Origin of the sequence: Edaphocola flava, assembly GCF_004118155.1 — a bacterium.
Lineage (GTDB): Bacteria > Bacteroidota > Bacteroidia > Chitinophagales > Chitinophagaceae > Edaphocola > Edaphocola flava.
On the sequence record NZ_SAIQ01000003.1, the window covers coordinates 268,002 to 291,278 of the forward strand.

Consider the following 23,277-nt stretch of genomic DNA (forward strand, 5'->3'; position numbering starts at 1 on the left):
TGGGTTGTTTAATTTGTAGTCTCTCGTTCGTAATTGACCTGCCAGTCTCCCTCTGTACCGCTTAAGGCCACATAGTGATCCTGGTATTTGCGCGACAGATCTACTCCTATGGTAATGCCATTCACGACCACAACATTATTGCTGATCCGCACTTGCACATTCGGTGCATTGACGGCTACTAATCCATCCTTTTCCATCTCTACCACAACAGTCTCTACAGGATTAGTATCTTTTGCTGCTGTGCCGGATACGGCAACTGCAGAAAGGGGCATATTATTGGCCACAGTTGTTTCAGCTTGGGTCTCCTTACTTGTTGTTTTTGCCGGTGGCGGCGGACAGACATCTGCTTCGGTCGCTAAACCCGGTAATGCAGGCGGGACAATACTGCTGGCTGTTACAGCCGGTGTACCGGACGCCGGCAAAGGTTTATAAGTATAACTATATATTGCTGTAGCTCCCAGTATTAGGGTACAAAGACACATGCTCAGGATTGCTTTTTCGGCACGGTTGCCATTGCGGCTGTATCCGGAAACCAGGCGCAGCACACGATCCTTCAGCTGATGGCCTCTGCCAGCAAAGGATAAGGCATAGGCTGGTGTAGCTATTGCATATTCCTCACAGACAACCAGTGCCTGCAGGTATTGTTTCTTATTTTGTGTCAGTGCAATAGCGACATCATCACAGCAATGCTCCCGCTCTGCCCGCAGCAGCGAGGATATCCACCATACCGCAGGATTGAAGAAATATACAGTTTCAACAATATGCTGTAAAAGGTTGACCAGGTAATCTCTGCGGCGGATGTGCGCGAGTTCGTGCGCCAGTATAGCCTCCAGGTCTGCAGGAGAAACCCGTGCCAGTAAACCGGCAGGCACCAGTATCAATGGTTTGAAATAACCCAGCGTCAGCGGCACTTTAGTAAGACCGGAAATGGCCAGCTGTACACCACGATGAATGCCTAATGTTTGTGCTGTTTGTTGTACATAATGTTTCCATTCGGCAGGAACAGCATCCGCTGCACTGCGGCGTAAAGACCGCATGCTATTCAGGCCCAGCGCCAGTTGCAGCATACGCAGGCAGATGACGGAAAGCCAGACCAGCACAATCAGACCGGCATGTGTATTCAACCAATAAGTGAATTGGCCCACATAAGGCCAGGCCATCATACGATCAGTGAGCTGCTGCACCCAAGCCGCAAAAGAAAGATCGGATCCGTGTGTAACGCTTATCGATACCCGGTAATGGCTGATATCCTGTAACTGGTATATAAAGGTAAAAGTGCTGCCCAGTATAAATAAGAGCAGTGCTCCCAATAAAAGATTGTATCGTTTTGCCGGTGCGGCCTTTCGGGTGGTGCCGATGATGATTGCCGCCAGCAAGGCCAGCAATATGCCCTGCCACAGAGAATGTGCCAGGCTGTGATATACCGCTTTGATCAGGCCGGAGGGGATTGAATTCATGGTGATCTGTTTACCGGTTAAAAAATTATTGCTTAGGGTCCATTTTATCGAGCATTTTACGGATCTCTTCCAGGTCTTTAGAAGAGGTACGCTTATTGCCCAGTAATTGCATAACGAGTTTACTGGCCGAACCTTTATACAAAGTCTCTACAAATTTGTCCAGCAAATGTGCTTTGGTATCCTGCTCGGCCTCCGCCACACTGTAAGTATGTTTCATACTGCTTTCATCACGCGTCAGGATACCTTTCTCCACCATGATCTGCATGAGCTTTAAGGTGGTGGTATAATTTACTTCCCGGCTTTCATTCAGCCGGTCGTTCACAAAACGCACGGAAGCACTGCCGTGTTCCCACAGTACATTCAGTATTTCCAGCTCTGCCTTGGTTGGTTCGGAGGTGGATTTATGTTGTTGTTTTGTACGCATGAAACCAAAGGTACGAAACTTTTCGTACGAACAATATATTACTTCACAAAAAAATGTAAATATTGGAAACTCGCCATAATATTGAGTGCGCCCGGCATAGCCGGGCGCACTCAATATTATGGCTTTTGCAGTGATGCCTTCAGTTCCAGCAAGGCTTCTTCAAATTCCTGTGCATAGCGATAGCCCAGGTCATAAATTTCTTGTATTTTCTTGGAATCGAATGTGCCGTAACGATTAATCTCATCCGGCTGCATATATATATCACATTGTTTTTCCTCGAGATTGTACAATCTTGATGTTGCTATACGAATAATACGGCCGATCACTTCTTTATAACTGATATTGCCTTCCATGCGGCTAATCGGGTTCACATTTATCCCGATCACTTTATTACAGGAAGCCCGCATCTGTTCTACCGGGAAATTATTCATAATACCTCCGTCACAGAGATATACATCCTCTTTATATTTTACGGGTTGAAAGATCAGCGGAAAGGAACAGGAACATTTAATAGCAAAGGATAATGACCCCTGGTTGAATATAAGTGATGCTGCATTGGTCAGATCGGTAACGGATACATAAAGAGGAATTTTCAATCCTTCGAAACTATCGTGGGGAATATACTTCTTTACGATACGCTCAAATACTATGGTATTAAACAAACCACTGCGCCTGGCAGACAGGAGATCTGAATAGCTGAAGAATTTTTCATCCTTACAGAACTGTAATATCTCCAGGGGTTTGTACCCTTCAGCAATCAATGCACCGATAAGTGCACCGGCACTGGTTCCGGACAGTTCATTCGCTGAAATGCCCAGCTCTGAAAGGAATTGCAGTACTCCCAGATGGGCTACCCCTCTGAATCCGCCACCGGATAAAGTAATACCTAATCTATGGTTCACGATCATATTGCTAACATACGCATTTTGCCGTAAAAATCCCACATCTGTCTATTAAAGTGCTGTTATCAAAACCGGTATGCAGGGCATAAAAAACCCGGCCAAAGGGATGACCGGGTTGATGTGTGTTTTTGTTTTTGGGTATGTTGAAAATGCTTTTACAGAGTATTTCCGGAAGTTTTATGCAGTGCAGATAATACCTGCTGCACAGCCGGACTACAAAAGAATAAGCCGATCCCTGCATTTCCAAGCCTTTACATTTATTTGAGGCTGAAGCAATACATTATTGAGCCTGAACCTGCATTATCGCTTACCCGAACATTTGGGACACAGACCGGATACGGTAAAGTTCATGCTATGTACCACATACTGTCTCGGCAGCTTAAACTCGGGCTCTACCCGGTTCAGGCAAGTTACAGACTGACACGCCTCACAACGGAAGTGAATGTGATTATGCAAATGACGACTGCTGCAATCGTGACAGGCCGCATAGGTAATATTCCCATCTACATCTGCGATCTTATGGATCAGGCGTTCCTCCAGCAAACGGTCCAGCACCCTGTAGATCGTAACACGGTTACACAAATCGCCTAAAGATGCCTGCAGATCAGCATGAGACAAGGCTTCTCCCGCTTCCCTGATCAGGTTCAGTATCTCGGTACGCGCTATAGTATTTCTTGAATTGCTCATTTTAACACAAATTTTATTAATGCAACTTAGTTGCAATTAATTATGAAGCTTTATTTTTGCAACTAAGTTGCATTAGCAAAGATACAGCAGCAATCGTTAATCCTCCATTAAAAATCTGAATTATGATACAAGAAATAAATACACTGCAGCCCTCTACCGAAGTCCTCTATGATGCAGTCATTATAGGCGGCAGCTATGCAGGCTTGTCGGCTGCAATGGCCCTTGGCAGGGCATTGCGTAAGGTACTGATTATTGACAGTGGCATACCCTGCAATCGTCAGACACCGCACTCGCATAACTTCCTGACCCGCGATGGGAGTACACCGGCAGAACTGTCTGCCATAGCACTGGAGCAGGTGCTCGCCTACCCGACCATTAGTCTTTGCAAAGACATTGCCATTAACAGTGTAAATGACGCAAACCTCTTTACCACAACAACAGCTTCAGGAGACCAGTACAAAAGCCACAGACTGGTGCTGGCAACGGGTATTAAGGATATGATGCCGGAAATACCAGGTATTGCCGAATGCTGGGGCATCTCTGTTATTCACTGCCCGTACTGTCACGGATACGAATACCATAGCCAGCCTACGGCTATACTGGCCAATGGAAATATGGCTTTTGAATTTGCCATGCTGTTATACAACTGGAGCAAAGAATTATACCTGCTGACCAATGGTCCGGTTACCATGACTGAAGAGCAGATCAGCCAGCTGAGAAAGTTGCCTGTACATATTATAGAGCAGCCACTGGCCTCGATCAGGCATAAAGAAGGCAAACTGGAGGAGATTATTTTTAATGATGACACTACACTTGCCGTACCGGCTATGTATGCACGCCTGCCATTTGTCCAGCATAGTACTATTGCAGCTAACCTGGGCTGTGCGCTTACAGATCAAGGTCATATTGTTATTGACATGATGCAGCAGACTTCAATAGCAGGAGTCTATGCGTGCGGAGATAATAGTTCTGGTATGCGCTCTGTTGCACAAGCCGTATACAGCGGGTCTATGGCGGGTGCAGCCCTTAACAGGGAACTGAATGAAGCATTACTAAAACAAAGACTGGTATAGGTTTTGTGCGCACAGGGGTGAAACCCCGGTAAAAATACGGGTAAAACACCCTACGGTATCCGGATATGTGATCCTACCTTTGCATGGGACAAAAAAGAATAATAGCACACGGACTAAACCCTATCACACACCGTTTTCATTTACTTCAAAATAATTAAAACCTAAACCTTAGACTGTCCCTATATCGTAACCGTTATTGCGGTATGCGGACAGCAACAGGCTTATACCTATTTGGTATAAGCCTGTTCTTTTCTACGTTCCATGATTCGCTCAGGTGTCTCTGTGACTTTAAAGCCAAATTGCTGATACAGGCCATGGGCATCAAGTGTAGCCAGCATGATCCTTCTCAAACCAGCCATCCAATCCAGATCCATGATGTATTGCATCACTTCTTTAGAAAGCCCTTTGCCTCTGTGTACAGACAGAATATAGACATCTGCCAGGTAGGCAAATGTGCTGTAATCCGTTACCAGCCGGGCAAACCCGACTTGCATGCCACCGTTAAAGACACCGATACAAAATGAATGTTGCAACGATCGCTGTACTGTTTCAAAAGGTATACCTTTTGCCCAATAGCTCTCTTGTGATAAGTATTGATGTATGGCCGCAATATCCATAGCCTCATAGCCGGTATGTATACTGTATTCTTTATCCATATAGTCTTTTCTTATAGAAACGCCGGAGTCAATCTGTTCAGTATTTATTTTAATCTTAAAACAATCTAAAGTAAAATAATTTATTTTAATATATATTTATTTATAATAATCAATATATTAAATTGAAGCAAATAATTTAACCAACTAAAAAAAAGGCAAAAAACCCCTTATACAGGTTGAGAATAACCTGTATAAGGGGTGCTATATCTTTGATTAAGAAAAGAGGAATTACTTTTGACTCTCCGCTTCTTTGTAAATCAGCTCCATCATTTTGGACAGTGCTGTTTTAATCGCCTTTCTGCCTTTAGGAGCATTCAGGTCAATCTCACAGAACGTACTCCCGTTTGATAAAGCATGAAGAATAAGATAGTATATACCTGCGATCTGTACAGCCATCATGGCTCTCAGGTTAATATCTGTCTTAGCAAAGTTTGCATCGGTAAGTTTAAATAAATGCTTGCCTAACTCTTCACGGTTATCTGCCAGCTCTCTTAATCTTGGTTGAAACTCACTGATTTCCCAATTGAGGATTTTTTGCAAATCAGCAGACTGAAATACCTCATCAAACATGGTATGTAAGATGGCCGTAATTTCATTCTGACCGAAGTTGTCGGCGGCTTCCATAATCGCCTGCGTCTTCGGACTGATCTGACTCATCCAGTAATCCTTTTCATTCAGATAAGTCTCAATTAACTGATCTACTCCTCCGAAATACAGATAGATTAACCTTCTGTCTACTCCAGCAGTCTCAATGATGTTGCGAATAGTTAAACCGGTGTAGCCCTTCGTACGCAAGACCTCTCCTACTGCATCAAGCAGTTTTCTCTTGGTACGAGCTTTGTTACGAATAGCGCCATCCGTTACTTTACGCGCTTTTGTAACTTTCTCCTGGGATTCCTTATTCATTGTTTTCATTACTTCTAAATTATCGTATTATTACTATTAATACCCTTTCAATTTGCAAGTTCCAACTTTTTATTTATAAATTCAAATGCTTCAAGGGCTTTACCTAATTGTTCACAATTGTGTGTAGCCATTAAACTCATTCGTATACGGGCATCCTTCTTAGACACGGCAGGATAAAGTATAGGATTGGCATATATTCCAAACTCCAGAAGCATCTTTCCTACCTGCCCCGTTTTATGCGGATCACCTATTTTTACCGGGATAATGGCTGAGCAGGTATTACCCACATCCAACCCCATATCAGTCAGTCCTTTTTTAAAATATTCAATATTCTCTCTCAGTCGATGACGCCATATAGGCTCTTCATCAAATAGTTCCAGAGCCTTTACTACACCACTTATAGCCGGTGTAGCTGCCGCGGAGAATGCATATTGCCGCGACTGATACTGCAGGAATGCGATCATTTCCGGAGAAGAGATTACAAATCCACCAATATTACCAAAAGACTTACTCAATGTTCCGGTAATGATATCTATCTCCTGCAAGAGGTCCAGGTGCTCCAGTACGCCTCTTCCGTTTGCTCCGATTACACCGATACCATGTGCATCATCCAGCATCAGCAAGGCACCATATTGTCTGCATAGCTGCAGTATCTCCCGCACATGTGCCATATCCCCATCCTGCGAATATATACCGTCAATGATCACCAGTTTATTACGATACTTGAACTGTGCGTCTTTCAATGCCATCTCCAGCATCTCCAGGTTATTATGCAGAAAGCGCTTGGTATTGGTCAACAAACACCCCTCATACACACTGGCATGCACTGCCATATCCATAATCGCAATATCCTCTTTCTGCAAGAGCGCCTGTAAAGTGGCACTATTTGCAGTATAGCCGGTGGTAAATACAAGAGAGCAGCCTTCCGGACGACCAAAGAAATGACATAGCTTGCGCTCCAGTTCTTCATGATAATCATAATGACCACCGATAAGCGGAGAAGATCCGGCACCCGTTCCATACTGCTGAATACTATCTATAGCAGCCTTCTTTACGGCAGGGTGTTGCGAAAAGCCGAGGTAGTCATTGCTCACAAGATTGAGCAGTTCCTTTTCTTTTCCATCAGGTCCAATATGCCTAACCATTGGTCCAGACATATCATAATTGATCTTCCTGTAATGATGCCTGTTATTTTCTTTTAAGTATAAAAGAAAGGCATTAAGCTCTTTAGCCCGCTCAAATATTCCCATACCCGGAATATTCTCAAAGTCCTTAAAGGACGCGTTTTCGAATGTACTTTTCACGTTCATACCCCAAAAATTTATTAGTGTATGATAAAAGTAATCCTTTTATTGTGATATAATTAACCTAATTGCAAGATAAGTTTCACATTTATACGCATAATCGTTAACCCAAGTATATAAATATTTGAATCTAAATCATTAATGCTCCCGGCCTGGGAGCATTAATGACAATTAATAATCTGAATACTTATTTCTGAATTAATTTTCCTCCTGGTCTCCATTGGCAACTTTAGTACCTACGGTCTTAAGCCTGTTTTTGATACGGCTGAGTGAAGGATTCTCAATACCGAGGAAGGAAGCAATATGATATTGCGGAATCAGGTCCGGCAAATCAGGGAAATTCTCCAGGAATTGCTTGTACCGATCTTCTGCATTCAGGAAAACCAGGTTTTCCATGCGGTTCAGTAATTTATAAAACGCATCCTCCGCAATCGCTCGCCCTACTCTTTCCCATCCTTTTGATTTGCTGTAAAGTGACTCCAGGTCATTGATGTGGATGCTCACAATATAAGAAGGCACCAGCGCCTGTACATAATAGATACAGGGTATGCGTTGCACCATACTGCGGAAAGCGGTTACGAATTCATTTGGAGTATAGATAAATACAGTATTTTCTTTAAGGTTGTCATCAATATAGTATGTACGGAAAATTCCGGATACTATAAAGCCCAAGTGTTGACAAACATTTCCGTACTGGTTAAAATATTCTCCTTTTTTATAAGAGAATTTCTTCCAGTAGGGTAAAGAAAGTGCTACATCTTCTTTGCTCAGTTTTAAATGATTTTCTAAGTAGTTGGCTAAGGCCACAAACTCTAGTTCCATACACAAGTTGATATTATTTGCAAAATTACAATCACACCTCCAAACCAAAAAAACAATCTTTAGCCAGTAAATTTTACCCTTTTATTTACCTGAAAGGGTGTGAAAATTTGACTAAGATAACAAAAACTTTTTAGTTAACGGCATCGTTTATAATGATATATAAATAATAGTCCTTGTATAAAATCATAAAGCCCCTAAAAAGGGGCTTTCTTTACAGATTTAAATATGAGCTGTATGAAGAGTACAAATTTATGGGAATTAAGTTTCGTTATTCAAAGTCAGGCTACACTTGCTTTTCGGCTACCTCTTTAACTTAATTCTACAACAAAGATAAATAACTGTTTCAACAATTTATTTAACTTAGGTTAACAGATTGAAAAAAAATTATTTTTTTTCAATCTCCTCTGCTAAATGCGGCTGAAACATTCCGATTCCGTGATAACCTTCTTTATATCAGCAATTAAGAAAGATACGGCATTGATATATTCTTCATATTCGAATGGGCGTTGCTCCTCCTCCAATTGCATTACATCGTTCAGGCAGTTAAGACCAAATATACGGGCTATTATCTGTCCGTTAAATACTTTTTGCGCCTGATTGTCGTTTTTATCTAAAATGGAAAGATCGAAATTAACATGTTTCAATCCGAAACGGGTCTTATCATAAGTAGCCAGGAAACGGGATACCGGAATACCCTCACATTGCTTCAGGCAATATTCTGTAATCTGCTGGTACAGTAAATCGTTGGTTCCGTCAAAGACAGTATACACCCTGCTGTCCAGGAGCGCATATGCGGCACTGTTATTCGGAGCGTTATAACGATAACCATCTCCACCGCATATCTGCTGATAGTTTAAGGCTCCTTCCAGCATCTTATCTGTAGATAACGCTTTGATGGCCTGCGCCTCGAAAAAATTCTCGGTAAGCACATTACGGAAATCATTATAACGGCTTACAAATGAAAGTAAAGCCTGTGATATTGTTTTACCGGATCCAATCAACTTCAAACGATATTGTACATAAGCGATATCCTGCAGCGCACCGTTACCGATTTTACGCTGTGCCGCTCTTTCTGTGGCTTCCTCATATATACGGCCAATGAAGCCGCTGGACATAGCGCACATACTAAGGCGAGAAGCACAAAGCATATCTATTGCTCCGTCAAGGCGTTCTGCAGATACATTCAGACGGCGGTAAGCCGGTACATATGCATCGATCTCATTGCGACCATAATCAATCGCTTTAAGTCCTAATGCATTATATTCTTCAATATTTCTGAAACCCTCGCTGCGCTTGACGATAAAATAACCGAATTCGTTATTATTCTCTGCATTTTTAGCGGCAATCAGCCACCAGTCTGCACTCAGACTGAATGCCTGCCAATGCTTCTGACCTGTAATGTGATACCTTCCATCTGCCTCCTGGCGATATACTGTACACATACGGGACAGGTTAGAGCCGCAATGTGGCTCTGTAAGTGCAAAACCACCAACCAATGCCTCGGTACTGAATAAAGGTAATACTTCGTCTTTAAGCTCCTGAGATCCGTATTTAGCAACATTCCTGATGAACAGCAATGTTATAATCATTGTATACATGCTTAATGGCAGATTATATTTTGCCATTATTTCAATCAATGCGCAGATCTCTTCGTGACTGTCTCTTCCTCCATATTCAACCGGGATCATAGAAAGCAGCAAACCATTGTCCGTCAGCCTTTTCCAGTCTTCGCGAGGAAAGGCTTCATTCGGAAATGTATTAGACCTATAATGCTTTTGCATTATAGATTCTATCGTGTGAAGAAAGGTAACCGTTTCTTGAGTATGATGCTTATCTATAGTAACCGATGAAGAGCCCATATAATTTTCAAATTATACTACTTAATTATTATCGTAAAAATATACCGTGTTTCGTTGAATTCCGTTAACCTAGGTTAACAAAATACTAATTTCATTCTTTATTTTATTTATTATCCCCTCAAACCTTGTGCCAGCCGGGACATATAATTGCTAATATTATATTTGTTCCCATACAATATTTACTTAATAAATACCGTAATTAACTTAGCTTTGCCCTTCAAACCAATTGGTTTAACAGAATTGCGCCCAACCATGACTTTAAGACTGTACGTTTCTCTATTACTGTTTTTCGCCTGTTCTCTTTCCTATACTCCACTCCGGGCCCAAATCAGCCCCACAACCAGCACTGCTGAGGCAAACCCGTTTGCACAGGCGGCCAAAGATACGGCACTACAGAAGAAAAAGAACACAGACTGGGACGAAGCACCTGCCCGTATACAATATACATATTATAATAGTGAAGTGCCGCATTATTTCGACAGTTCTTTATTATTTTTTCATCGCAATCAGTATACGCAACCGGTGTGGTACAAAGACCTCGGCAACTGGGGTACAACAGCCAGAAATCTGATGTTTACCACAAATACCCGTCCGGGAATGTACCTTGGTTATAATGGATGGGATGTGTATAAATACACAATCGACAGCCTCCCTTTCATTCACACTACCCGACCATACACTTCATTCTCTTTTATGCTGGGCAGCAAACAACTGCAATGGGTTGAGCTGATGCACACACAAAACATTAATCCCCGCTGGAACTTTACCTTTAAACTGGCGAATAATGTGTCTGATGGTTTTTTCAACCTGCAACGCACTTCCGGATTTAATGGTTTCTTCAGCACCAACTATAAAAGTCAGAATGAACGGCTGCGCACAAAATTCGGTATAATATTTAACAATTTCAAACAAGATGAGAACGGCGGCATCCGAAATGACAGTTTTTTAACTGAGCCTTTATATAAAAATCGCATTAGCATCCCAGTAAGGTTTGATAATCAAGGAATTGCGGCAACAAGATCGGATGTTTATAATCGCCAGAGAAATAATCTTTTTTTTCTGGAGAACAGCTATGCATGGGGAAAAAAGGACTCCATCTACAATAATGACTCCACAAAGGTGACCTATAGCTTCACCCCGCGATTCTCTATTAAACATGTTATCAGCCTGGAACATACCCGTCACCAATTTACTGATGGTAGTCCAGATTCTGTAAATTACCTGTATGCCGGCAATTTTAGTTTTAAGGTATCCGATACCCTGAAGTCAGTGCAGAACTGGACTAGCCTTGACAATAAATTTTCGCTCAACACCTTTCTGGGCAAGGACAGCCAGCAAGTGAAGATAGAAGCGGGCATTGGCTATCGTAAAGATTTTTTCCGTACGATCGCATACATTCCGAATATCAAAGATTCTTTGTTCAATTTCGACAACGTCTACTTATTCGGACAGATCGGGAAAGAGGCCTTAAAACCTCAGCAATGGACCTATCTGGCCAATGCAAGTTTTTTCTTTCTGGGGCAATCGGCGGGCAATCTTAATGTTTCCGGGACTTTATCCAAGCGATTCCTCAATTTGGGGCAAATTACCCTGGGCGCTATGCAGTCAATCAATGATCCTGCATACTATACACAAAAATTCAGGACTAATTTTTTTGAATTAAATAACTCCTTTGCTAAACAAACAACAACAAAGGTTTACGGCAGATTGCTGATTGATCGCTGGAAGCTGGATGTAAGCCTGAGCAATCAACTGATCTCAAACTATATTTTCCTGAACAGTGATCAGCATTTTGAGCAATACAGTCCTGCATTTTCTATCCTGCAGTTAGCGGCCCGCAAGCGATTTACCTTCGGAGCCTTTGACCTGGACAATGAAGCAGTATGGCAACAGGCTACGAACAATGCACCGGTACATGTACCTGTTTTGATGCTGCGCCATCAGCTGGCGTATAAACTACCCATCTTTAAAGGAAGACTGGATGCCTACCTGGGACTTGAAGGTAGGTACCATACCGCATATTATGCCGATGGCTACAGCCCTTTCTACAACCAGTTCTACTACCAGGATAATATACTGATCAACAACAGACCGGAATTATCGGCTTTCTTTAATTTCAAAGTAAAACGACTGAGGGCTTTTGTTACCGGAGACCAGCTACAGCAGCTGTTCTGGACTAAGAACGTAATGCAGGCACCGGGCTATCCGGCTCCGAATGTGTACCTGCGCCTGGGATTCAACTGGATCATGATGAACTAATGTGGGTAAGAAATACCTATATAATAGCAGAGCCGGGCATGTGCCCGGCTCTGCTATTATATAGTAAATTGATGTTTATTTTCCATAGAACTCCTGCTCATATACCACATCTACCAGCAGGTTGCCGCCATCGGCAGCGGTAGTAGCCAATACATCACAGCGGTTGTTGTATGGATTATCGGCATGGCCTTTTACCCAATGGAATCTGACCTCATGTTTACGGTACAGCTTCAAAAAACGCTGCCACAGATCCGGATTTTTCTTTCCTTCAAACCCTTTCTTCTCCCAGCCGAATACCCAGCCTTTCTCAACAGAGTCAATCACATATTTAGAATCGGAATAGACCATGATCTGCAGGCCGGGACGGGTCAGTACCTCCATGGCTACAATCACCGCGAGTAATTCCATACGGTTATTGGTGGTCAGGCGATAGCCTTGTGACAGTTCTTTTTTGACTGAACCCCATTGGAGAATAATACCGTATCCTCCCCTGCCCGGGTTGCCTCTGGATGCGCCGTCTGTGTAGATTATTAATGACAAATTAAAGCGTTGCGTTTAGTAAATTAAAGGTAATTTTGGCGGCAAAAGTACAATTTTGAATCGGAACATAAAAGTTACTGCGGTAAGCTATCTTAATACAAAACCGCTATTATATGGCATCGAACGCCACCCTGTCTTATCCCGCATAGACCTGAATGTTGCCTACCCTTCGCAAATTGCTGCCCAATTACAGAACGACACTACAGATATAGGCCTTGTGTCTACTGCCGCTATCCTGACTATCCCTGATGCACGTATCGTCACGGACTATTGTATTGCTGCAGACGGCCCCGTAGCCTCTGTTTGTATTTATAGTCATTGCCCGCTGGAAGAGGTAGAACAGATTTATATGGATTACCAATCCCGTACTTCTGTAAAACTGGCGGAGATTTTATTAAAACATCACTGGAAAAAAGATGTGGTCATACTCCCTGCACCAGAAGATTTTATCGATCATGTACAAGGTACTACAGCAGCAGTTATTATCGGTGATCGTGCCTTAAAAGCCAATCATCACTTCCCTTATATCTATGACCTGGCAGCACATTGGAAAGCCTTTACCGGCTATGACTTTGTATTTGCAGCATGGATTGCCAACAAGGCGCTTCCTGAAGATTTCATCCGTGAGTTCAGTGAAGCAAACGCTTTGGGACTGCAGCACATTGATGAGGTGATCGCGGCAAATCCATTCCCGGAATATAGCCTGGACACCTATTATAGACAAAATATCCGCTACCAGCTGGATGATAATAAACGTAAAGGATTGGAGTTATTTCTTCAATACTTAAAGGAAATGCCTTAAAACAAGTCCAGTACTTGTTTTAAGGCATATTTTTGCTGATCGGTAAAGATCAGTTCTACATCATAATTATTTTTACTTCCATTTTTACGGCCTTGTAGTTGCAGTGTTTTAAAAGGCTTCAGGTAAACTGCTGCATCGGTAAAGACAGGCAGAGTCCTTATCTGGTCTACATTACACCATAAGGACAAATACAATTCCCCATCGGCAACGGTTTCCTGTTTATGATCTGCAGCGGAAATGTTGCTACTCACCAGAAATTGCCCTCCATTATGTACGGCATATTGTAAGCCAAATAAAGGGAATATGGTTTTTGAAATGCTATCCGGTGGAGTAATTACCGACTCCTGTTGCAGTATGGTAAGGCTTTCCGGGCTGGCCAATGTGGTGTGCAGGTATACGCCGGGCACCTGCTTTTGCTGTACACTTACCTTTGCAACCTTTTCAAAATTATCATCAAAATCATAGGTCACTACAGATTCCTGCTGGCTTACTGCCCCCTTGATATACAGGGTATAACCTTTGCTGAATACCGTTTGTAACCGATCCCAATGCACACTATCGGTACGCTCTTTGAGCAGACCAGACAAATCAGTAACCAGGTTAGCACCAGAATGCAGGGCCAGTGCCTTATCCTGCGGCGCAGCAATGACGGCACCACGTTTTGCGGTATCTGTATCCGTCCAATGTGCATGGATACGTCCTTTTTCAAAATTAAGTTGTCCGCTCCCCATATCCCCGGCAATGGAGATATCATCAGTTGTGCTACGCAGATTATTCCATTTGCTCTCTGCTAAAGCAACTGTATTTAATCCTGACAAATATGCTTTTGCTGCAGCCAGCATTTTTTCATCCGGCCGGGTGCTCGTCATCAGAATAACAGTCTTTTCATTATAGATGCAACTAAACAGTTTGCTTTTATGTATAAAAACACCATTTTTATAATCAAAGCTGGTTTTCAGAAAGGCCTGAAAATCGCCGTTATTGCTGATTTCCCAGCGGCTCAGCAGAAAACCTGAAGGCATATCCTTAAGTCCGAACAGAAATACATTAAACGGTAATTCCAATCCGTATTTTTCCTTTTTGCCACTTTTCTTTTGTCCGGACGTTTCTGCACCTCCGGAAAGCAAGAGGTCTATACCGATCTGTTCTACATTAATGCGCACGGCATTTACCGCAGTTGCGGGGACGGCTATATTAAAGGACTGTGTCCGTTTATAATACATAAATCCCCATACACTTACCGCAATCAATACCGCAATAGCTAGAATGGAAATGACAATCTTTTTTACCATGCCTTTCTCATATCATCCAGTAAATAAATAAGGTATTCCAGAGCGTTTGTACGCTGATTCGGAATGTTCAGGATATAATTGGCCTCTACACGTCCTTTCTTGTTTTTCTCTGTGGCAAACTGCATCTGTCCTACATTATTCAGCAGTTTATTCATGCGCAGTTTACGCATAGAACCATCTTCTTCATTCATGATCTTATCTACCAGCTTATTGGCATAGAACCATCCCGATCCATTGTGCTTCATCAGCAAACGCTTGTCTGCTTTGGTCAGTCCGCCACGTTGTGCGCCGTCTTTGATGGCCTGCATTTCTGCAGCATCGGTACCTATGAATACAATACCGTCTTTGATCAGGCAGTAGTAATCAAATGGATCGTAACTTTTCTTTTCACTGATTTTATAAATCCCGTTTTCCAGGACCATCAGGTTCTTTTCTGTAGCATAGTCCAGCAGTTTATGGAATATATGATCATCTTTTGTGGTAAACATCAGCAGAAAGTTGGGTAAGTTCTCCTGGCGTTCCACTTCTTTTTCTGTAGAGGCATAAGTTTCCTCATCCCATATATATTCTATCGTTTTGTATGACTTCTGCTTGATGTTGGTAAATACAAAAGCAGCATCACCGCTGATGGCTTTGCCAATAGCTTTTTCATCGACCACCAGGCTGAATACATCGGCCAGCAGGGTTGCTTCCTGGCTTCCGTATGTATGTAACTGGTTGAAAGCATCCTTTAAAATACCCGGCATTTCTTCCAGGTAATTCTGTGTATTGAAGGCCATGGCCACAACACCAATATCACTGCTGCTGTTAATGTAGCGGGCAAATTTCGGATTCAGTTTGCGTTTATAAATACGGCTGATGCGTTTTCCGTTGCGTTCATCAGTATGGGTTAATGCGTTTACTTTAACCGCATTGCTTTCAAAATTAAGCTGCAACATTACCCAGTTATCTTCACTGGTTTTCTGTTCCTGTGGTTGCTCTCTCAGCCAGCTGTTCACTCCGTAAAAGTATCCCATCCAGGAGGTAACCGGAGAGGCGGAAGCGTTCATATAAACAGTGAAGGCACTATTCGACTTAGGGCGTTCCAGGTCTTTGAAATAGCTCAGCTGCTGGTACGTACCCGTATTGGACACAACCATATTTTCCAGGAATTGCTCCTGCCAGATATTCATTACAGAATCTACTTTGCGCTCATATAATTCGCGGTCTGCATTATAGCGCTCCTGATCAAAATTGCTATTATATTCAACCGAACGCTCTATCACAACAGGCGCATCTATTATATATGGAGCTGTGGTATCTACTGCAACAGCCGAGGCAATCTCATAAACCTCAGCAGCAGCGGCTTCAACAACTTCTGCGGCCTCTTCTTCCTTATTCCCTTCATAAGTTACTATTGCTACTTTTGGCGGAGGAGGTGGTGGTGGTGGTGCAATTTCTACAATCTTTGTCGTTTCTGTTTTGGCGACTTGCTTCTTCTTGCTTTTCGGTACTATAGGTGGCGGTGGCGGTGGTGGCGGAGCTACTTCTACTGCTGTGGCCTCTGTTACGTCTTCGTCTTCATTCAGATAGTAATCACTGTACTCAACCGGTTTAATACTGTAGCGGGCTGCACGTACACTGTCTTCAAATGCTCTGTAGCGCTCACTTCCATCAATTAAGATACCGTATGCACCAGAGTTGGCTATAAACAATCTTTTATCGCTGTCTTTAATAAAGAAGATGCGGCCACCGTTTATTTCTTTAGACTGCTTGCGCTCGTTTACATCCATTACTTTTTTGAACAGATCTACATTGGCAATCGGTAGCAGGCGCACTTCATAGTTCACACTGTCTGTCATCACAAAGTGCATATAGGCTTTTCGCTGATGATCGATACCGGACTGGGTTATGTCTTTATCAGATTCATAATTATGATTCAGGTCGAAGAGGGATTCATATAGTGAACGGGCACTCTCCGACTGATCAATATGATGTATATCTGTCTGTGAAAATATATAGGGAAGGTTGATCTCTACAACATAATCAGCTCTTTTCGGGGCAGGTATTTCGTTTTGTTGTGCGTTGGCTGCGATGGGCAGTAAGGCACCCATTGCAATCAGGTAAGTAATCTTTTTCATGATGGGATATTATTGTAAAATGATAGTATTATTAACGGAAGTTCCGTAGGTAACAATATTGGTAATGGCGGTACGGAACATAACCGCTTTTTTAGACCCGGACAATTTAGCATCTTTATTGGTCTGCGCTTTTACCGGTGCATCAAATCTGTATACAGAGGTATACAGTGCATTCTTGAACACTTCTTTATCTTCCTGTTTCAGGTCCATATATTGCTTCTTCGTTTCCGGGTTCAGCTGGTATGTTTTGATAAATGTTTTGGCCGCTTTGTTGTACTGGTAACGGGCTATGTTGTATGCCGGTATTTTATACTGTTGCAGAATCTTTGTTGAAGCGGTATTTATATTGGAGACTTCTTTGAAGTCGAAGGAAACCGTAAAGATGTAATTAGAGAAATCATTGGTGGTTTTCACATTGCTGATGCCCGGCATATTTCTTAAGGCTACAGCGGTTTTATTCAGTTCGGCCACAATTTCCTGCTGGCTAGGCACTTTGTATCCGTTTACCGTTTTCAGTTTCATCAGCGAGGCTACCTTAGCCTTGCTCTGCGATACATTCAGGGTAAGGATCATGCGGCCGCTACCATCACTATTCAGGTTAATCTCTTCAACGGTTTCAAAACAGGAACTGAACATGATGCTGCATAAAACAATGAGCGTCAGTTGTATAATTTTTCTCATGAAGTAAAGTTATTTGCGATGGCAAATATAGCCTATAAAAAAACTGCGGCCGTTTTTCGGCCGCAGTTTTGCAAAAAATATTGAATTATTTCTTTTCGTAACGTTTTTTGAATTTTTCGATACGACCCGCTGTATCTACGAATACTGATTTACCAGTGTAGAAAGGGTGAGAAGTATTAGAAATCTCAACTTTGATCAACGGATATTCTTTACCATCTTCCCAAGTGATTGTCTCAGAAGTATGAGCAGTTGATTTAGTTAAGAAAGTAGACTCGTTAGACATATCTTTGAAGACTACGAAACGATAATTTTCTGGATGTGTACCTTTTTTCATTTGATTTTTTATTTAGCGTATGGTTTCTAGCCATACAATTGTACAATTAAGGTTGCAAAATTATATAAATATTCCTATTTACACAAATATTTTTTCTAATAAGACAGCAGGTAGGCAATCTTATCAGCCACTTTCTGCGCGTTAGGCAGCATTTCAGCCTCCAGACCCACATTCAATGGTACAGCCGGCAGGTTAAGGGCGCCGATGGTTTGTACAGGGGCATCCAGATTACGGAAACACTCCTGGGCAATGCGTCCGGCCAGGGCTTCCGCAAATGAGTTATTCAACTGCTCTTCAGTCAGGACGATACATTTACCATGCTTTTTCACGGTTTCATATACCAGTGCCTCATCCAGCGGGAAGATTGTTCTCAGGTCCACCACCTCTACTTTACCTGCATGTTGCTTAGCTGCCGCAGTAGCCCAGTGTACACCCATACCATAAGTAATGATACATACACTATCTCCGTTATCAACCTGCTCCTCATCTGCTGTCAACACTACATTACCAATACCAAACGGCAGGATGTAGTCCTCAGCAGGTTCGATCGTTTTGGCGGCTTCTGTACCCGGAACCTTGCTCCAGTAAAGGCCTTTATGTTCCAGCATCACGACAGGGTTATTGTCGTAGAATGCAGCTTTCATCAATCCTTTAAGGTCAGCAGCATTGGATGGGTAGGCAATCTTGATTCCTTTAATCGTAGCCAGTGTACTTTCTACACTACCACTGTGATAAGGACCACCACCACCATAGGCACCGATCGGCACACGGATGATGTTGCTTACCGGGAATTTACCGCAACTCAGGTAGCAGGATTTAGAAATCTCCGTTACCAGCTGGTTCAGACCCGGATAAATATAATCGGCGAACTGTACTTCTACAATTGGTTTCAGGCCCACAGCGCTCATACCTACCGTAGAACCGATGATATATGCCTCCTGGATAGCGGTATTGAATACACGCTCATCACCGAATTTCTGTGCCAGTGTCGCAGCCTCTCTGAATACACCGCCGATACGGCCACCCACATCCTGTCCGTAAAACAGGGCCTCGGGGTGCTTACGCATTACCTCTTCAATGGCATGCAGTGCGGCATCTACCATCACTACTTTTTCACCACCTTCAGGCACACGGGTACCACGCTCTTCAGTGATCTCCAGCGGAGCAAATACGTGATCAGAAACGGTTGACAGTTCCGGATCAGGTGCATTCACTGCACGGTCAAACTCTGCTGCAATAAACTCGGCTTCTTCTGCTTCGATTTTATCCAGTTCCGCTACTGCAACACCCAGTTCTATCAGGCGTTGCTTCAGTTTTGGTCCCGGATCATCCAGGCGGTGTTTCTCCAGGTCATCTTCGGTACGATACCACTCTCTGCGCACACCGGAAGTATGGTGACCGATCAATGGCACGGTAGCATGCACCAGTATTGGTTTACGCTGCTCCCGTACATAATCGAAGGCCTCCTTCATGGTATTATAGGAAGGTTCGAACTGGCTGCCGTCTACGGTCAGGCGTTCAATACCTTTAAATCCTTCAATAAATTCATAAGCCGTCATGGTTCTGGCCTCATCGCTGGATACAGATATACCCCAGTCATTATCCTGTACCAGGAATATAACCGGCAGCTGATGTAATGCCGCAAACTGGAAAGCCTCACTTACCTCACCTTCGGTAACGCTGCCGTCGCCGAAAGAACACACCACAACAGGAGGTGTATCGAAGGTCCTCAGTTGCTGAGATTCAATATAAGCAATACCCTGAGCCACGCCGGTTGTAGGAATGGCCTGCATGCCGGTCGCACTGCTCTGGTGAATGATCTTTGGAAAATTTTCTCTTTTTATATTTGGATGGCTGTAATAAGCACGACCGCCGGTAAACGGATCGTCACCCTTGGCCAGTAATTGCAGCATCAGTTCATAAGGACGGTAACCCATGCCCAACATCATGCTCTCATCACGATAGTAAGGGCTTACATAATCGTCCGGCTTCAGGTGAAATGCCGTAGCCAGTTGTATTGCTTCATGTCCACGGGAAGTACTGTGTACATATTTACAAATGGGTCTGTTGGCTTCATAAATATCGGCCATAGCTTTAGCCGACATCATGAGTCGGTATGCTTTTAAAAGCAAATCTTTATCTGTCATGTAACAATTTTGTGCTATGAGGGAGCAAATTTAAGGTTTTAAATTGATTAGGAAGCCTAAAGCTTATGAGACTACATCTTACTAATAATGATCCAGTATAAATGAGCGTAAAAATGCCCAGCCTTCATTCACTACCGCCTCTTTATTGACCAGGCGTGTATAGCGCAACTGCATTTTCCGGGTCTCTACTATTCCGGCACTATTGGCTATGGCCAGCCATACCAGTCCTACAGGCTTTTCCGGGGTACCGCCTTCGGGTCCTAAAATACCGGAGAAGGATATAGCAATGTCGGCCTTCAGTTCCTGCACCGCACCAAGGGCCATTTCCCTTACGGTTTCTTCACTCACCGCTCCGTAGGCCATCAGGGTACTCTGCTGCACGCCAATCAGGCTCTGCTTGATGTCATTGGCATAAGAGATCACGCCTCCTTTATAATATTTAGAACTACCGGCTACATTAGTTACCTGGTGTCCGAAATAGCCGCCGGTACAGCTTTCTGCCGTAGCCAGCAATAGATTTTTCTCCAGTAATAAACGGGTTGCATAAATATCCAGCCCTACATCATCAGTACCAATTACATATGCAGGAATGCGCGCTGCAATCTGTTGCATTACCGCATCCATTTCTGCAGATAAAGCTGTAGGATCAGTAGCCTCTGCAGTCAGGCGCAGTTTTACCATTCGCAGCGAGGGAAGGTATGCGAGGTGCATATATTCAGGCAGTGCTGTCTCTATATCTTCGATACGCTCTGCCAGTACACTTTCTGCGATACCGGAGGTAACCAGGTGACGGTGCAGCAGTTGTACGGAAGATTGCAGCCGGGTCTGTACCACAGGCAACAGCTCCCGGTCCAGTATATGCTGCATTTCAAAAGGAACTCCCGGAAGTGAGGCTACCAGCTTACCATCCCGCTCAAACAGCATACCCGGTGCTGTGCCCAACTGGTTAAACAATACAGTACAGACATCCGGCACATCGGCCTGGCGGGCATTACGGTCCAGCATAGGCATATTCCGTTTACTGAAGATCGCCTCTACATGAGCCAATACCTGCTGGTTGCGTACCATAGTACCACCAAAATAATCGCAAAGTACCGGTTTGGTAATATCATCTGCAGTCGGTCCAAGCCCCCCGGTAAATATTACCAGGTCGGCTCTGCTGAGTGCATCATCCAGGGCTTCAATAATGTCTTCTTTTTTATCTCTGATCGCAACTTTACGGATGACTTCAATATTAATTCCACCAAGGGCTTGGGCAATGTATACTGAATTCGTATCCAGGGTCTGACCGATCAGCAGTTCGTCGCCGATAGTAATGATAATAGCTTGACGTGGCATATAGCAGTGTTTAAGGATACCAAAGATAAGTGTCGGACAACAAAAAACGGTTCCTTAAAAAAGAAACCGTTAATGTGTAACCATAAATCACCTTATTTTTTCACAAAAGGTACTATAGCATTTTTACCATTTTCGGCATTCAGTCTGATGAAGTACTGACCAGCAGCCAGATTTCTGGTATCGATTGCATTAACTGCAGTCTGACGCAGAACGATCTGTCCGTTTACATCCATCACCCAAACATTCAACGGGCTGCTGTACTCGAAATACAACATGCCGGAAGTAGGGTTAGGATAAAGCTGTACCGACAATGTATTGATATCTTTGATACTATTTGGCGCTGTAGTAAACTGAATCGTTTTCCAGTCCGTAAAGTCCTGTCCATAATGACAATAAGCTCTTAAGTGCGCGTAATAGCCTGTTAATGGTGTTAAATTACCTTGTGTATATGAGTTCTGACCAACAACCATATTGATAATATCTGAAACACCTACCGTTGGCGACTGGTTGATCACTACCTGGAAAGAATCATTTCCGTCAAATGTGACATCACCAGGGTACGACCAGCTCATATTCACACTAGTTGTTGTTACATTAAAGACTGTAGTGGTTACCGTATCAGGACAGGCGGTACCACTTTCCATAGTAACGAAATTGTCCATTACAAAATAAGATGGGAAGAAATCGTCAGAAGAAGTCACACGGAAAGTAAGGCTATCCACATTGCCTAAAGACTGGAGATTTAACCATTTCCAGCTATCCAGTGTTCCTCTCTGTGCTGCTGGAGTAGTGCTACGGTAGTCGGCCAGGTAGAACTCTACAGAGTCTGTGCTTTGTACATTATTATTAAATCCTTTTACCGTCAGTTTAGCCCATCCGTTTGCTGCTGCATAAGTAGCATTGGAATAAGCATAACCCCAGCTGGTATTGGACAGCATGAAACCCGCTACAGGATGACCCGCTGCGGCACCGCTTAAAGTAGCGATAGCAGGACTGTATGCATAGGCTACAGCATATTTATCAGATCCGTTATATCCTCTACCCTCACGGCCGGCATACATATAATGCAGATCGTAGCAATTATTACATTGTGTGGTATCGAAGATATTAGAATAGCTGAAGCCCTCTGTAAGTGTATAACCCTGGTAGTCCATCATGCTTCCCTTCAGGCCAACCAGACCGGAAGATACGGTGTACCCGTTTGTTGCAAAATCAACATAAAGCGTATCACTGTTGGGCAATGATAAATTCTCAAATGTAGCTACAGTCTGTGCCTGAGCCTGAGCCGACAGCATAATAGCTGAGGCTAATAGTAAACGTTTTACCATAAATATATATTATTATATCAAATACTTGTTCCGTTTTCCTTTTTCCCGAGGAATTGGGTATGATACACCAGGCAGGTCTTCTGACTCGTTCTCTTATCTGTCACCTTCCCGCTATAAAAGCAGTGGTAAGCAGTAATACAGATAAGTAATAAACAGAACTTACAGCAACGGGTATTGTTTTGGATTTGCACCAAATTCCCTTTTAATTCATCCGGATCATGACGATCCGATCGAAACCAAATGCACGGCGAAGGTATAAAAAGTATTTTTAAAATGAATATTTTTTATATAAGGATGCCGCAATACTTCCTTTACGGAACATGATTATACAGCCAAATATATTGAG

20 protein-coding genes and 1 riboswitch are annotated in these 23,277 nt (G+C 43.1%); of the genes, 3 read left to right on the forward strand and 17 right to left on the reverse strand.

Going from position 1 to position 23,277, the window contains the following annotated elements; genetic code table 11:
• Window positions 1-8: 8 nt before the first annotated feature.
• The 4 genes from EMP01_RS10655 to EMP01_RS10670 form a co-directional block, all read right to left on the reverse strand.
• A complete protein-coding gene (locus EMP01_RS10655; RefSeq protein WP_129021499.1) occupies window positions 9-1,457 on the reverse strand; it encodes a M56 family metallopeptidase in 1,449 nt (482 codons plus the stop codon).
• Between the two features lie 25 nt (window positions 1,458-1,482).
• The gene (locus EMP01_RS10660; RefSeq protein ID WP_129021500.1) at window positions 1,483-1,881 is read right to left on the reverse strand and encodes a BlaI/MecI/CopY family transcriptional regulator; all 399 of its coding nucleotides are present in this window, start codon (window positions 1,879-1,881) and stop codon (window positions 1,483-1,485) included.
• Between the two features lie 116 nt (window positions 1,882-1,997).
• On the reverse strand, window positions 1,998-2,789 hold the full coding sequence (locus EMP01_RS10665) for a patatin-like phospholipase family protein (RefSeq protein WP_129021501.1): 792 nt from the start codon (window positions 2,787-2,789) through the stop codon (window positions 1,998-2,000).
• 294 nt (window positions 2,790-3,083) lie between these two features.
• The gene (locus EMP01_RS10670; protein WP_129021502.1) at window positions 3,084-3,470 is read right to left on the reverse strand and encodes a Fur family transcriptional regulator; all 387 of its coding nucleotides are present in this window, start codon (window positions 3,468-3,470) and stop codon (window positions 3,084-3,086) included.
• A gap of 122 nt (window positions 3,471-3,592) precedes the next feature.
• Here EMP01_RS10670 and EMP01_RS10675 point away from each other — a divergent pair, with 122 nt between their 5' ends.
• Window positions 3,593-4,543 carry an NAD(P)/FAD-dependent oxidoreductase gene (locus EMP01_RS10675; RefSeq protein ID WP_129021503.1) on the forward strand — a complete coding sequence of 317 codons (951 nt, stop codon included), beginning with the start codon at window positions 3,593-3,595 and terminating at the stop codon, window positions 4,541-4,543.
• 227 nt (window positions 4,544-4,770) lie between these two features.
• On the opposite strand, the gene EMP01_RS10680 is transcribed toward EMP01_RS10675, so the two are convergent.
• The 5 genes from EMP01_RS10680 to EMP01_RS10700 form a co-directional block, all read right to left on the reverse strand.
• The gene (locus EMP01_RS10680; protein WP_129021504.1) at window positions 4,771-5,199 is read right to left on the reverse strand and encodes a GNAT family N-acetyltransferase; all 429 of its coding nucleotides are present in this window, start codon (window positions 5,197-5,199) and stop codon (window positions 4,771-4,773) included.
• Window positions 5,200-5,427: 228 nt separating this feature from the next.
• Window positions 5,428-6,105, reverse strand: a complete 678-nt coding sequence (locus EMP01_RS10685; protein ID WP_161971316.1) for a TetR/AcrR family transcriptional regulator — start codon at window positions 6,103-6,105, stop codon at window positions 5,428-5,430.
• 47 nt (window positions 6,106-6,152) lie between these two features.
• Window positions 6,153-7,415, reverse strand: coding sequence for an aminotransferase class I/II-fold pyridoxal phosphate-dependent enzyme (locus tag EMP01_RS10690; protein WP_129021506.1), 1,263 nt, complete (start codon window positions 7,413-7,415; stop codon window positions 6,153-6,155).
• A 192-nt stretch (window positions 7,416-7,607) separates the two neighbouring features.
• Window positions 7,608-8,231, reverse strand: a complete 624-nt coding sequence (locus tag EMP01_RS10695) for a Crp/Fnr family transcriptional regulator (protein ID WP_129021507.1) — start codon at window positions 8,229-8,231, stop codon at window positions 7,608-7,610.
• A 407-nt stretch (window positions 8,232-8,638) separates the two neighbouring features.
• A complete protein-coding gene (locus EMP01_RS10700) occupies window positions 8,639-10,090 on the reverse strand; it encodes an acyl-CoA dehydrogenase family protein (protein ID WP_129021508.1) in 1,452 nt (483 codons plus the stop codon).
• A gap of 252 nt (window positions 10,091-10,342) precedes the next feature.
• Between EMP01_RS10700 and EMP01_RS10705 the strand changes: the two genes are divergently transcribed.
• The gene (locus EMP01_RS10705) at window positions 10,343-12,349 is read left to right on the forward strand and encodes a putative porin (RefSeq protein ID WP_129021509.1); all 2,007 of its coding nucleotides are present in this window, start codon (window positions 10,343-10,345) and stop codon (window positions 12,347-12,349) included.
• A gap of 75 nt (window positions 12,350-12,424) precedes the next feature.
• Here EMP01_RS10705 and rnhA read toward each other — a convergent pair whose 3' ends face one another.
• On the reverse strand, window positions 12,425-12,889 hold the full coding sequence (gene rnhA, locus EMP01_RS10710; RefSeq protein WP_129021510.1) for a ribonuclease HI: 465 nt from the start codon (window positions 12,887-12,889) through the stop codon (window positions 12,425-12,427).
• A gap of 55 nt (window positions 12,890-12,944) precedes the next feature.
• On the opposite strand from rnhA, the gene EMP01_RS10715 reads away from it, so the two are divergent.
• Complete coding sequence (locus EMP01_RS10715) at window positions 12,945-13,691, forward strand: menaquinone biosynthetic enzyme MqnA/MqnD family protein (protein ID WP_129021511.1); 747 nt, start codon at window positions 12,945-12,947, stop codon at window positions 13,689-13,691.
• Here the strand turns inward: EMP01_RS10715 and EMP01_RS10720 are convergent.
• The 7 genes from EMP01_RS10720 to EMP01_RS10750 all read right to left on the reverse strand — a co-directional run bounded on the left by EMP01_RS10720 (window position 13,688) and on the right by EMP01_RS10750 (window position 22,931).
• Complete coding sequence (locus EMP01_RS10720; protein ID WP_129021512.1) at window positions 13,688-14,983, reverse strand: hypothetical protein; 1,296 nt, start codon at window positions 14,981-14,983, stop codon at window positions 13,688-13,690. The two genes, EMP01_RS10715 and EMP01_RS10720, sit on opposite strands and share 4 nt — an antisense overlap.
• The gene (locus EMP01_RS10725; protein ID WP_129021513.1) at window positions 14,977-17,103 is read right to left on the reverse strand and encodes a hypothetical protein; all 2,127 of its coding nucleotides are present in this window, start codon (window positions 17,101-17,103) and stop codon (window positions 14,977-14,979) included. The genes EMP01_RS10720 and EMP01_RS10725 overlap by 7 nt, the downstream gene beginning before the upstream one ends.
• Before the next feature lie 9 nt (window positions 17,104-17,112).
• Window positions 17,113-17,784, reverse strand: a complete 672-nt coding sequence (locus EMP01_RS10730; RefSeq protein WP_129021514.1) for a hypothetical protein — start codon at window positions 17,782-17,784, stop codon at window positions 17,113-17,115.
• An 85-nt stretch (window positions 17,785-17,869) separates the two neighbouring features.
• Complete coding sequence (locus EMP01_RS10735; RefSeq protein WP_129021515.1) at window positions 17,870-18,118, reverse strand: type B 50S ribosomal protein L31; 249 nt, start codon at window positions 18,116-18,118, stop codon at window positions 17,870-17,872.
• A 95-nt stretch (window positions 18,119-18,213) separates the two neighbouring features.
• Window positions 18,214-20,265, reverse strand: a complete 2,052-nt coding sequence (locus EMP01_RS10740) for an alpha-ketoacid dehydrogenase subunit alpha/beta (RefSeq protein ID WP_129021516.1) — start codon at window positions 20,263-20,265, stop codon at window positions 18,214-18,216.
• Between the two features lie 81 nt (window positions 20,266-20,346).
• Window positions 20,347-21,603: a competence/damage-inducible protein A gene (locus EMP01_RS10745; RefSeq protein ID WP_129021517.1), complete on the reverse strand. Its 1,257-nt coding sequence runs from the start codon at window positions 21,601-21,603 to the stop codon at window positions 20,347-20,349.
• Between the two features lie 92 nt (window positions 21,604-21,695).
• Window positions 21,696-22,931 (reverse strand): DUF4465 domain-containing protein, encoded by a 1,236-nt coding sequence (locus EMP01_RS10750; RefSeq protein ID WP_129021518.1) that lies wholly within the window; start codon window positions 22,929-22,931, stop codon window positions 21,696-21,698.
• A gap of 53 nt (window positions 22,932-22,984) precedes the next feature.
• A riboswitch (cobalamin riboswitch) is annotated at window positions 22,985-23,187 on the reverse strand.
• Between the last annotated feature and the right edge of the window lie 90 nt (window positions 23,188-23,277).